Origin of the sequence: Niameybacter massiliensis, from assembly GCF_001282685.1 — a bacterium.
Classification (GTDB): Bacteria; Bacillota; Clostridia; order Lachnospirales; family Cellulosilyticaceae; genus Holtiella; species Holtiella tumoricola.
Map to the genome: position 1 here is coordinate 2,575,170 of NZ_LN875035.1, position 12,933 is coordinate 2,588,102.

8 protein-coding genes are annotated in these 12,933 nt (G+C 34.7%); 3 read left to right on the plus strand and 5 right to left on the minus strand.

Annotated features, from left to right (window positions below):
• Positions 1–2 precede the first annotated feature (2 nt).
• The gene (locus tag BN2390_RS17770; RefSeq protein WP_053985648.1) at positions 3–938 is read right to left on the minus strand and encodes an ABC transporter permease; all 936 of its coding nucleotides are present in this window, start codon (positions 936–938) and stop codon (positions 3–5) included.
• A gap of 313 nt (positions 939–1,251) precedes the next feature.
• Here BN2390_RS17770 and BN2390_RS17775 point away from each other — a divergent pair, with 313 nt between their 5' ends.
• Together BN2390_RS17775 and BN2390_RS17780 are read left to right on the plus strand one after the other, a co-directional pair.
• Positions 1,252–3,612, plus strand: a complete 2,361-nt coding sequence (locus BN2390_RS17775) for a beta-galactosidase (protein ID WP_053985649.1) — start codon at positions 1,252–1,254, stop codon at positions 3,610–3,612.
• Between the two features lie 15 nt (positions 3,613–3,627).
• On the plus strand, positions 3,628–6,927 hold the full coding sequence (locus BN2390_RS17780) for a GH36-type glycosyl hydrolase domain-containing protein (RefSeq protein ID WP_053985650.1): 3,300 nt from the start codon (positions 3,628–3,630) through the stop codon (positions 6,925–6,927).
• 54 nt (positions 6,928–6,981) lie between these two features.
• On the opposite strand, the gene BN2390_RS17785 is transcribed toward BN2390_RS17780, so the two are convergent.
• The 3 genes from BN2390_RS17785 to kduI form a co-directional block, all read right to left on the minus strand.
• Positions 6,982–7,770 (minus strand): DUF7402 domain-containing protein, encoded by a 789-nt coding sequence (locus BN2390_RS17785; protein WP_053985651.1) that lies wholly within the window; start codon positions 7,768–7,770, stop codon positions 6,982–6,984.
• Positions 7,771–7,958: 188 nt separating this feature from the next.
• Positions 7,959–8,759 (minus strand): gluconate 5-dehydrogenase, encoded by an 801-nt coding sequence (locus BN2390_RS17790; protein ID WP_053985652.1) that lies wholly within the window; start codon positions 8,757–8,759, stop codon positions 7,959–7,961.
• Positions 8,760–8,859: 100 nt separating this feature from the next.
• A complete protein-coding gene (gene kduI, locus BN2390_RS17795) occupies positions 8,860–9,723 on the minus strand; it encodes a 5-dehydro-4-deoxy-D-glucuronate isomerase (RefSeq protein ID WP_053985653.1) in 864 nt (287 codons plus the stop codon).
• Between the two features lie 149 nt (positions 9,724–9,872).
• Here kduI and BN2390_RS17800 point away from each other — a divergent pair, with 149 nt between their 5' ends.
• On the plus strand, positions 9,873–10,736 hold the full coding sequence (locus BN2390_RS17800; protein ID WP_053985654.1) for an AraC family transcriptional regulator: 864 nt from the start codon (positions 9,873–9,875) through the stop codon (positions 10,734–10,736).
• A gap of 15 nt (positions 10,737–10,751) precedes the next feature.
• Here BN2390_RS17800 and BN2390_RS17805 read toward each other — a convergent pair whose 3' ends face one another.
• On the minus strand, positions 10,752–12,767 hold the full coding sequence (locus BN2390_RS17805) for a DUF2264 domain-containing protein (RefSeq protein WP_053985655.1): 2,016 nt from the start codon (positions 12,765–12,767) through the stop codon (positions 10,752–10,754).
• Positions 12,768–12,933: the final 166 nt, after the last annotated feature.

Sequence of the window (12,933 nt, forward strand, 5' to 3'; positions counted from 1 at the left end):
TATTAAAATAATGCACAATCTGGTTCTATTTTTTTAACAATAAAGTTTATGACTAATACAAATATTAAGCCAAATATAGATTGATAAAATCCTACTGCTGCTCCTAATGAGAAGTTAAACTGTCCAACCAAGCTTCTAAAAACATATGTATCAATAATATCTGTTTGAGGGAAGAGAACTGAGTTATTCCCTATTAAGTTATAGAATAAATCAAAAGAACCTTTTAAAATACCACCTAGACCAAATAAGAATAGCAATATGAATGTTGGCTTTAATAATGGGAGCGTGATGTATCTAATACGTTGCCACACACTTGACCCATCTAAATAGGCTGCTTCATATATTTCCGAACTAATTCCTGTAATTGCAGCTAAATATACTATCATCCCATATCCTGTTCCAGACCAAATCTTAAAGGCTACAATAATGTATTTCCATATACCTTGATCTGAATAGAATTCATGACTCTCAAGGCCCAAAGAATTTAATATAGAATTGACGAATCCATAATTGTAATTGAATAGATTGTATGCAAAAAATCCTACAATAACCATTGATATAAAATGAGGTAATAGAATTACAGATTGTGAAATTTTCTTAAACCACTTGCTGCTTACCTCAGAAATCATAATTGCAAATGTTATTTGAAAGATATTACCTAAACCTAAAAATGCCAAATTATAAAGTAATGTATTTTTTGTAATATTCCACAAATCTCCATTCTTAATTAAAAATTCAAAATTTCTTAATCCAATAAATTCACTGCCAAAAATCCCTTTATTAATATTGTAGTCAACAAATGCTACATATGCACCAGGCATAGGTAAGTAACAAAATACTATAAAGAAAATAATTGTTGGTAAAAGCATTAAAAATAATATCTTATTCTTTTTTAACTCTTTGCCAAAATTCTTAAACCGTAAAGTTATCGCCGCCATGTACCTTCCTCCCTTAAATTCTTTGGCCTTTGCTTAGGAAAACGTTTTCTTTCTCTTTTCCTATGCAATTTGCACATTATTTCTTAATTTTATTTTATTGTTATGTAACTTATGTCTCTAATTATATATTTATTTTACAAATTGTCAATAAAAATAAATATATTTTATAAAAATAAAATGATTCAAATAACATTTTCTTGACTTTACTTCTACTAACATCTAAAATTAATTTATATTTTTCATATTTTAAAGAAAACGTTTTCCTATTAATTTCCTTATTGTTTCATTATTAAAAGAAAGGAGCTTTAATTTTATGGTTAGCTTTGAAAAACAACAAATTTTCATTGATGGTCAACCTATTTTTCTATTATCTGGAGAATTACATTATTTCCGACAACCTAGAGAAAATTGGCAACATTTGATAGATGAAGCTAAATCAATGGGCTTAAATTGTATTGCATCATATGTCCCTTGGATTCTTCATGAAGAATCTGAAAATCATTATAATTTCATTGATAATTTAGACCTCGCCGCTTTTATTGATCTATGTAAGGAAAATAATCTTTACTTTTTTGTTCGCCCAGGCCCTTTTGTTATGGCAGAAATTAAAAATGAAGGACTCCCTTATTGGATAGCTCAAAAGTATCCAGATGCCCTTCCTACCTCTTTTGATCATATTAATAAACCTTCAACTACCCTAGATTATTTGCATCCTGGTTATTTAAAAGAATGTGCAAAATGGTATAAAAAAATCATGTCCATTATACAGCCACGCCTACATTGTAACGGTGGAAACATTATTGGCCTGCAACTTGATAACGAAGTTGGTATGCTCAATTGGGTAACAAATACACCTCTTTTAAATGATCACGTACTTGAAAGATTTATCTACTATTTAAAGTCTACTTATACACCAGAACACTTTACTAATCGCTATGGCTTTACATTGGAAGCTATCAATTATAATATCCTTCGTTCTCCACATGAACATTATAGTGTTGCTTTTCATTTTGATTTCGGAAAATTTATGCGTCATTATTATGCAGAATACATACTTATACTTAAGAGATATGCTTTAGATAACGGCATTAAGGGTATACCTTTCTTCATCAATATCCATGGAACAGGTGAAGGCCGCATCTTTGATTTCCCTTTAGGTATTAGCCAACTTTATGAAGCTTATAACTCAGATGAAGGTATGATTAGTGGGACGGACGTCTATTTAGGTGAACCAACAGAAGGAACTTATCAAGACCTCTATGTTATTAACGCTCTTACTTCCTGTATGAACAAAAAAGGAAATCCATTAACCTCTATTGAATTTGAGTGTAGCGATGGTCCTTATTGTTCTTTAAGTGGTAGACGTTATCATCCTAGTGCTACTTCACACAAAATGCTTATGTGCCTATCTCAAAATGCACGTATGCTCAGCTTTTATGTTTTTAGTGGCGGTGAAAATTACTTATTGGCTCATCCTCATAATGATGCCAATGGTCGTATGGCCTTTACTGGTGAAAAACATGGTTATAATGCACCTATCCAACCTGACGGTTCTCACAACTTCTCTTTTTCTCATATTGCATCTACTGCTCAGAGCATTCATACATTAAATCATTTAATTGCTACGTCATATCAGGTTACCGACCCAGTATCTTTAGCCTTTATACCTGATTACTTCTTAACTGAGTTACAATATAATCACTCAGAAAGTATCTCTAAGATTCATAGTAACTTGAAAAGGTTCCGCTGTTCACCAAGTATAGATCATATTGGGCGCGCTTTACTAGATCACCATGTCGCATTTGATGCAGTTGATATTCAACATGAAGATATTCCTACAAGCAAAGCACTCGTCCTATTATCTGCACGCTATATGAACACACAAATTCAAACTAAACTTATTGAATATATTTCATCTGGAGGCAACCTTTTATTATATGGAGAACTACCTGAATTTGATCTCGAAGGCAATCCTTGCGACCTTCTTATCAAGGCACTTAATCTCCCCTCACCTACTTATCAGAAAGATAATCCTCCAACTACATTTCTTACTGCAAGTAGTTCCTCTAATCATCCAGATTTACGCATAACCTCCGCTCAGTGCTTTCCTAATGACGGCACAGAAATTATTACTCTTTATGGTACTGACCAGATGTGTGGCATGATTAAAACACTTGGTAACGGAAAAATATGCGCTATTACATGTGATTATCCAAATGATTTAGCATTCTTCAAAATGGTTTTCAAAGAACTTTCTATTACTGCTTCTATAGAAGTAGATTACTATAGACAAGGTATTTATATTTCACGCACGCGCTCTCAAGATAACCAAGAACTTCTTTATATTCTTAATCTAGATGCTGAAGAAAAATCTATAGATATTCATGTTAATAAAAAATTAATTTTTGAAAACTTTTATCTCAAAGAAAAGGCATGCTATATACTTCCATTAAAAGTTAAAATCAATGATATGGAAATTATTAATACTACATCTGAACTTATTAACATTTCTCCAAACACTATTACTTTACGTCCAACACAAAAAACTCATTCCATTATTCTTCGAGGTACACGTACTGTACTTCCAGACCCTAGCTACCAAATATCTATTAAAGGAGAATACACAATTATAACTACTTTACATTCTCAAACAATTACTATTAAAATACTTTAAAGAAAGGGCAATACTATGAAAACACTTAATACTTTTTTTGAATTCAGCGCTCAAAATACTCTTTATCGTTTTCTTCCAACAGGCGATATTTTTTCCTTCACTTCTCACAATATCATGTTAAATCAATTTCGTGGGAATCCATTAGACGGCTCTATTAATAATATTTATCTACGCATTTATAACTCAGATAAAATCGAATTTTATCCTTTGCTAGGAATCAAATCACATAGTACATTATCAAAAGGAGAAAATACCTTAGTTTATCAAGGAACTATCGATTCAATTCGTTATATCTTAACCTTTTACGGAACAGATGAACTATGGTTTTGGGATATTGCCCTTACCGGCACTGGCCAAACTGTAGATTTAGTATACGGCCAAGATATTGCTATTGCTTCTGCTGGGGCTGTTTTGACCAACGAACTTTATGTTTCTCAATATATTGATCACAAAATCTTCAATTCAAATCATGGATATATTGTATGTTCGCGTCAAAACCAACCTCAAGGTACTACATTCCCTTATCTTCAGCAGGGTAGCCTTGGTATTAAAACAACTCACTATTCTACAGATGGTATGCAATTCTTCGGTCTTTCTTATAAATCTACACAGACTCCAAGTGCATTAACTGGCAATTTACAAGACTTTAACTATCAATATGAGTTTGCCTATACCGCTTTGCAGACAGAAAAATTTCAGCTAGACCACCCTAGGACATTTGCCTTTTATGGCTTATTTAAAGAAAATCACCCTACACCTATTGAAACACTAGAATTCACTGACTATATTGAGACTACATATCATACTATTAAACAGCCTGAAGCAATCAATACCTGTCCATCTATAGTACTTAAACCTTGCTTTAGCACCCCCTATGTCTCTCCTAAGTTTTCTGAGAAAGAAATTTTCAATCTTTTCCCTGATCACAAATTAGAAGAATACAAAAATGAACAACTACTTTCTTTTTTCACTAGCGAAGCTTCACATATCGTAACTCAAGACAAAGAACTTATAAGTGAACGCCCTCATGGCACCATTATTACAACTCAGATTGATTTACATCGTATTAATAACGAATTAATTACATCAACTAATTATATGTATGGGCAATTTAATGGCCAGACAGTTGTAGGCAATACCTCTTTCCACAAATTCTTGTCTACTCCTCGCGGACTGCTTAACATTCAAAAAACTTGTGGACAACATATATATATCAAACTTGATGAAAATTACCATTTACTGACCTTACCTGCTCTTTACGAAATGGGTATGAATTATTCTAAATGGTTCTATATATTACCAAATGACTTACTTATCATCACTTCATTTGCCGCTGCTGATGAAGCTGATATTGTATTAGAAGTACATTCGCAAAAGGGTAAAAACTACGACTTCATCATAACTAATCAATTAGTTTTAGGAGAAAACGAATTTACCCACGATATTACCTACTCTACAATTACTAACGGACTCCGTTTTGAATTAAACTCTAATACCTACTCAGGTATCCATTATGACTTACAGCTCTCAACATCAGATTTTGAGATAAGTGATGATCGTATTTTCTTCACAAATGACTGCACTTATAACGGCACTTTACTAACCATAACGACCAAAAATCAAAGTCATTTTCAATGTATTATTAGAGGAAGATTAAACAGCGCATTACCTCTTCCTATCCCAAACTATACATTTAATGAAGAAGCTTCTAAATATCAGCTATTTTTCCAACATTTAATGGGCGGGTTCAAACTAGAAAGTACTTCTTCTCATTACTCAAAACAACTTGATATTTTGAATACTACACTTTGGTGGTATAGCCATAATGCACTTGTTCACTTTGCTGTTCCTCACGGACTGGAGCAACCTGGAGGTGCAGCATGGGGGACTCGAGATATCTGCCAAGGACCTCTAGAATATTTCCTTGCAACTCAGCATTTTGATCTAGTTAAAGAGATTCTATTTAATATCTTTTCACACCAAGACTGCTGTACAGGAGAATGGCCACAATGGTTTATGTTTGATCGCTATCCTTATAATGCAGGCGAATGCCATGGAGACGTAGTTTTCTGGCCTTTAAAAGCTGTTACTGATTATATTCATCAAACCGGTGACCTAGAAATTCTAAATCAAGTTCTTCCATATGCTAATGATGCAGATATACCAGAGACTCTATTCAAACATATTCAGCACGCTGTTACTGCTATTCAATCTCGTTTTATTGATGATACAGGACTTATTACTTATGCCGGTGGAGATTGGGATGATACACTTCAACCTGTCAATGACACACTAAAAAAACAACTAGTAAGTTCTTGGACTGTAGCATTAGGTTATCAAACCTTATCACATCTAAGCACCGTCATTAGCAAAGTAGATCTAGAGTATGCTCACCTAGTTAAAGCAAGTGCTGATAAAATTCACTATGCCTTTAATCATTTGCTCATCAAAGACAATGTTATCTCTGGTTTTGTTCGCTGCAACAACGGCTATCAATATATGCTTCATCCATCTGATGACACTACCGGCATCCACTATAGATTGCTCCCTATGACTCGCAGTATTATCGCAGAGTTAGTCTCTCCCGAGCAAGCAGAGCATAATTATAATGTGATTGAAGAAAACTTAAAATGTCCAGATGGTATCCGTTTAATGGACCATCCTGCTGCATATGCAGGAGGCGTGAGCAAACTCTTTAAACGCGCAGAACAAGCTTCTAACGTAGGTCGCGAAATTAGTCTTCAATATACTCATGCACACATTAGATATATAGAAGCTATGGCCAAGCTCGGTAAGTGCAATGATGCTTGGGATGGACTCTTTACTATTAACCCTATACTCATTCAAGAAAGTGTACCTAATGCTTGTATTAGACAAAGCAATTTATACTTTAGTAGTTCAGAAGGTGCCTACAACGACCGTTATGAATATGCAAAATCCTTCAATAAATTAAAGGAGGGCTCTATTGATGTTAAAGGAGGTTGGAGGCTATACTCTAGCGGCCCAGGAATCTATATTAATCAGCTTATTACAAATCTCTTAGGCATCAAGTCTTGTCCTGAAGGTCTGATAATTGACCCTGTCCTTCCTTCATCTCTAGATGGTTTAAAATGCTCTTTTAGATGTAAAGGTTATGACTTCACCTTCTATTATCACTTTACTTCAACTAACCATCTCTACATCACCGATGGTTCTAAAAAATTAACCACTATCAGTATAGAAAACATCTATCGACCTAGCGGTGTAATGCTTAGCAATAATACGCTCTCTGATTGTGATAATATATTGCATATCTTTATCCCTCTTAATGCTTAAACAAATACAAAATGCCACCTTCATCTTACTGAAAGTGGCATTTTATATATTCTTCTATTTAGCTTCTACACCATAGACTTCTATTTGAGAAAGCGCAGGGAATGGAGATGGATCATCCGCTTTAATTAACTTCCCTAGCTCTAACCATTCAACTTCTTTTTTATCAAAGATTATTTCCTGTGCCTTATCTGTTTTTTCTAGATTAAATACAACTTCACTGCCATCTGAGAATGCAACGGTTGCTTGTTCCCACCATGCATCATGAGGGAAATCGGCTCTTGTATAAAGACATATTTTATCTACTGCAACTTTTCTCCCAAACTCTATTTTCATCACAGCATCAGGATTTTGATTAATCCCCCATGATTCATAAGGCCATGCACCGTGAGAATGATTTTCACAGTTCCCATTGATGGCATTTTTTGCTGCAAATACAGACTCTCCTCTTGTTTCTACGTTAGCTGAAGCATGTGGGAAACAATTTGGTTCACCGTGTTGGTCATATTTATTAAGGGCAAGATTTTTATAGGCACTTATTTCTTCATGTGTTGCATAGCGAACTTTTAATAAGTGTTTGTCATAAGCAAAGCTTTTAGGTGAGTAACAAATCTTCTTTTCTCCAAAAGGAATGGTATAAGATAAAGCCCCTCCTTTTAATAAAACAAAACTTTCCCCTATAGCATCATCTAATTGAAGTATTAAAAAAGCTTCTTCATCGCTACTTTTTACAAGGATTATATCCCCTTCTTCGTAGGTATTGGCATGGACTAAAGAAACTTCTTTTTCACCTTTTGCAGTATTTAATAGCGTATGATCTTTATTTAAAATGGCTAACTCTAACATTTTTATCCTCCCTCTATATAACAAGAACTATTACACCCTTTCTTTCATCCTCTAATCTCTTTAGATAAGATTTTCTAAAATTTAGTGTTCATAAAAATACATTCTAAATTTTATTTGTGGTGTAATAGTTCTATATTTATTTAAACTATCATTATTATTTATTCTATCTTTTTTATTATTTCTTTTTATTATTTAGGTTGCTTACCGATGTAGGCTAAAATACCACCATCTACATAAAGAATATGTCCATTTACAAAGTTAGAAGCATCTGATGCTAAGAATACTGCTGGACCACTTAAATCTTCTGCTTCTCCCCAACGTGCCGCTGGTGTTTTAGCAATAATAAATTGATCAAATGGGTGTTTGCTTCCATCTGCTTGCACTTCTCTAAGAGGTGCAGTTTGAGGTGTTGCAATATAACCTGGTCCAATACCATTACATTGGATGTTGAACTCGCCGTATTCTGAAGCGATGTTCTTAGTAAGCATTTTTAAGCCACCTTTTGCAGCAGCATATGCAGATACTGTTTCACGACCAAGTTCACTCATCATTGAGCAAATATTAATAATCTTGCCATGACCTTTTTTAATCATTGAAGGTATAACGGCTTTAGACACAATAAATGGCGCATTTAAGTCTACATCAATGACTTGTCTAAATTCCTCTGCACTCATTTCACACATTGGTACACGTTTGATAATCCCAGCATTATTTACAAGAATGTCAATAACACCTACTTCTTTTTCAATTTGTGCAACCATTTCATTCACTGCTTTTTCATCGGTTACATTACATACATAACCATGAGCTTCAATGCCCTCTTCTTTGTAAGCCGCAACGCCCATATCTACTTTTTCTTGTGTGATATCGTTAAAACAAACAGTAGCACCTGCCTTGGCATAAGCTTTTGCCATTGCAAAACCAATACCATATGATGCACCTGTTACCAATGCAATTTTGCCTTCTAATGAAAATAGATTTTTCTCCATATGTAATCCTCCCTATATTAAATACTTATTTTACTTAAATACATACTATTTAAATTCTTACTCTATTTAAACATGTATTCTAAACGGTTCTCATAGGTCTCTATCTTAAATCTTTATTATCCACGCCATCCATATCTGTAAATACTTGGTTTTCTCCAACCATTCCCCAGATAAAGGTATAAGCTCTTGAACCACTTCCTGCATGAATAGACCAACTTGGAGAAATAACCGCTTCTTCATTTCTCATGACAATATGTCTTGTTTGGGTAGGCTCACCCATATAATGCATCACGAATGCATCTTCTGGCATTTCAAAGTAAAGGTATACTTCCATTCTTCTGTCATGTGTATGGCATGGCATTGTATTCCATACGCTACCTGGTTTTAATGCAGTCATTCCCATTACTAATTGGCAACTTTCTACTTGACCTGGAAGAATGTATTTATTGATTACACGGTGATTAGATTCTTCTAATGTACCAAGTTCTACTTTGTTTTCATCTTTAATGATGACTACGCCTTCTTCTTTTTCACCATCCATTTTGATTAAAACTGTAGGATAAGTTGTATGTGCTGGTGCGCTGTTTAAGTAGAATTTAGCTGGATTTGTAGCATCTTCACTTGCAAAAGAAATGTCTTTTTGGCCCATTCCAATGTACATACCATCTTTATAATCTAATGTATAAGCTCTACCATCAACTGTAATAGTACCTTTGCCACCAACATTGATAATGCCCATTTCTCTTCTTTGTAAGAAGTAATCTGCACGAAGTTCTTCTCCAGCTGTTAAAACAAGTGGTTTATCTGTTGGAACTGCTGCACCTGTAATAATACGGTCAATATGACTGTATACTAGTTTAATTTCTCCACCTACAAAAAGATTTTGAATTAAAAATTCTTCTCTTAAACGCTCTGTTGTATAATGTTTTACATCTCTTGGTGAGGATGCTGTTCTAATTTCCATGTTAATGACCCCTTTTCTTAATCTTTAATCGTTATAGTATTAGTTTATCATGCATTTTTTTCTATTTCTTGGCTTATATTCACTCAAATATGGCTTTTTTTGAACTCATTTTATATAATAGAATTATCTTATTTTTAAAAGGAGGTTCTATGCAAAAACTATCTTCCTGCAAAGAAGCTATGACTAACTGTATACAACAAAAATACTTTTCCATTGCCCATCTCTATAAAGAAGAAAAGGCTATGGCTATGCATATTCATGATTGTTATGAAATTTATTATTCCATTTCTGGTGGCAAGCAATTTTTGATTGACAATAAGTTTTATACCATTTCCCCTGGTGATCTCTTTGTTATTAATCAATATGAAAGTCATTATTTAGCTCAGATTGATACTCAGGTTCATGAGCGCATTGTGCTAGCTGTGTCTCCTGAATTTATTAAACATCTTTCTTCTTCTAAGACGGATTTATCCCTTTGTTTTAATAATCGTCAAGACTCTTTTAGCCATAAACTTTCTTTGAACAAAGAGCAGCAACAGCGCTTCTTATACTTCATCAATAAGATTACTTCCACTACAGGGTATGGCCAAGATTTAGCCGAACAAGCTACCTTTATAGAACTCATGCTCTTTCTCAATGCAGCTTATTTAGAAAATACCCAAGTGCTTTCCCTAGAAGAAATCACTCCTAAATATAACGAGCAAGTGGATGACATTTTGACCTATATCAACCTACATATCCATGAACGTATTACTCTTGAAACGCTCTCACAGGCATTCTTTTTAAGTGATTCCTATATTTGTCGTGTCTTTAAAAATACAACAGGTACTACTATTAACAAATACATTACCGCAAGGCGTATCAGTATTGCAAAATCACTGCTGGCTGATGGTTTAAGTATCAACGAAGTCTGTGAACAATGCGGCTATAATGACTATAGTAACTTTGTAAAAACGTTTACAAAAATAGTAGGCATATCTCCTAAGAAATATGCCCAACTATGTGTGTGTTAAAAATACGCTATTTATTTATACTCTAAGATGTCCTTCTAGTCCTTCATAATCTACAGTGTAGCTTTCACCATTTTTCAATCTGATTTCTATAGGTCCATAACCACCACATTGTTCTTTGTCTGTAAACGTCACCTTTGCAACGGGGAAGAGTTCTTCATCGGTCCATTCTTCCTCGTTGTTTTTAGTTAAGATAGCTGAGATGAGTACATAATCTTTATACGCATAATGTACCTTTCTTGTTGTCTCCGCATAGATCAGCATACTTTCATCTGAGACTGGACTCACATCTTTCCTTCTTTTAGTTGCCATGTTGTCAAAGCCTGTATAGGTAACAAGTGCAATTTGACCACGAGAAGTCTTTAGGATGATTGCTTTGCCCTTTGCACCTCCTATTTCCTTTCGTTCTTGTACAGTAACCTCTCTGTCTAAAGGCATTCCATAAGAACCAAAAGTGAGTCGATAAGGTTTGTCTGGAATACGCATTTTATCTACTCTTAAGTGACCATAAGGAATGGTGAAGTCCGCTAGGTCAATAGATGCTTGGCTTTGGAAGGTATCTACATAGTCAAAATACTGCTTACGATAAAGTACACCTTCTTTTTCCCTTCCGTATAAAATCAAATTAGGTATGCTGCTACTTTCTACTCCTTCATATTGAAGGCTATACTGCATCGTCTCTTCCCCTTCATAACTAAAGTCTTCCCACATAAATCCACTGTGGAACGCCACTCTGCTATAACTGTTTAAAGATGTATTCCCTACTCTCATAGAAATCTTACCTGTTCTAAACTCTGTGAAACCGTTTTCCAAATGATTATCTATTACAATCCCTGGGGCATCCAAAACAGTATGGGTATCGTTAAGTTCCTCCCATACACCATTCTCCTCTTTGGCTGTCCAGAAGGGGTGATCTTCTGGAAGATAGAGACATACAAACGTATTAGCAAGCCAAAATGGGCTGGCTGCACAGCTATAACTTTGTACTAAAGGCGAGAAAGGTTTGTAGAAACCAAGGCTTGGTACACCTTCATAGAAACATTCCTCCTTGGTTGCAAACTGTAGTAAACTTCCAGATGCAATTCTTCTTGCTAACCCAGCATTGGCTGTAGCCTTTTTGAGCAAAAAGTTAGCTGCTAGTGGAGCTGCTGCTGCACTTCGATAAATACTACTCCTTCCCCACATGGTTACATGTGCATCTTGGTCAAAGAATCTGGGATAAGTTTCCACAAACGTATTAGAGTATGCTTCTATCTTACTTGCAATGTACGGTTCTTTTTCATACCCATACCAGACATTCCAAAGTGGTCCATACACATGGAATGCCCACGGGCAATAATAGTCAAATAAGTGACCATCTCTATACCACCCATCACCTGCATAATAAGATAAAATTGTGGCAGCATGATCTCTCATCGTTTCTTCATTAATCGTGTAGCCTTCCATTGAAAGAAAGGCTAAAATCAACATATTAAATAAACGCCAATTATGATGCCCTGTATAAGAATGTCCAAACTCAGATAGATAAGCTGCTATTGTATCTTTTTCTGCTTGGGTATAGGTATCCCAAATCACAGACTTACACATATATAAACCAATAGTTAAAGAAGCACATTCACAAGTATGTTGAAAGGCACGTTCTCCATTTTCTGCGGTCTCCATAATTTGTTCTAAACTGAGTAAGTAAGATGGATGTCCTGGTGTTGCTCCATTTAAAATTGCTTGCTTATAGTACGTCTTTAAGGCATATCCACCTACAACTGCTTCAGGCTCATTATGTAAAAGAGGTGCTGCAATCAGAAAGCTTCTTGCTAACCCTTCAAAACGTTCTGCTGCTAAACGCCAAGCTGGGCTTGTAGGATTTGGATAGCCTACTTCATCACTATGTTTAGGCACAATGATTGGGCTATCTATACTTTTTACATGTTTAAAAATCCCTTCTAAATAAAAATGGCTGACTTCTAACCAATGGCTTCTTCCCATTCCTGTATAAGGGTTTTTCTCATAATCAGGTTCTGTTATTTTAAATTTCATTTTTAAGTCCTCCTAATCTTTATACCTTTACATGTTAGCGATCATCTGCAGTGCTCTATCTTCTACATACTGGCATGAATGGCTCCACACCATTACACGCCTGTCTAAATACAACCTTTATCTATTAAAAGTTATTGAATAAACTCTATTGGCTTAAAGCTCTCAA